Source organism: Penaeicola halotolerans, assembly GCF_016464625.1.
In the GTDB taxonomy this organism is placed as follows: Bacteria; Bacteroidota; Bacteroidia; order Cytophagales; family Cyclobacteriaceae; genus Penaeicola; species Penaeicola halotolerans.
Window position 1 is genome coordinate 1 of the sequence record NZ_JAEAGO010000203.1, and the last position, 239, is coordinate 239.

1 protein-coding gene and 1 pseudogene are annotated in these 239 nt (G+C 38.9%); both read left to right on the forward strand.

Translation table 11 applies throughout. The features are described 5' to 3' along the window. Positions 1–100: pseudogene (locus tag I5349_RS14030) on the forward strand (RNA polymerase sigma factor); the annotation flags it as partial. Between the two features lie 3 nt (positions 101–103). Then, on the forward strand, positions 104–239 hold a 136-nt coding region (locus tag I5349_RS14035), incomplete at its 3' end, for an FAD-dependent oxidoreductase (RefSeq protein WP_226391391.1).

Here is a 239-nt window from a genome sequence, read left to right on the forward strand (position 1 = left end):
AGATAAATTGGGGATACCTATTGGAACAGTAAAAAATAGAATTCATATTGCTAGAAAAGAGCCCAAGTCAGAGTTGAAAGTTTACGCGTATAAATTCTAAGGAATGTCCCAAAAAGTTATTGTGATAGGTGCTGGTTTTGCTGGCCTATCAGCAGCTACTTCACTAGCCGATAAGGGATATGAAGTCAAATTAATAGAGAAAAACACTATACCCGGTGGCCGAGCTAGGAAGTTCGAAG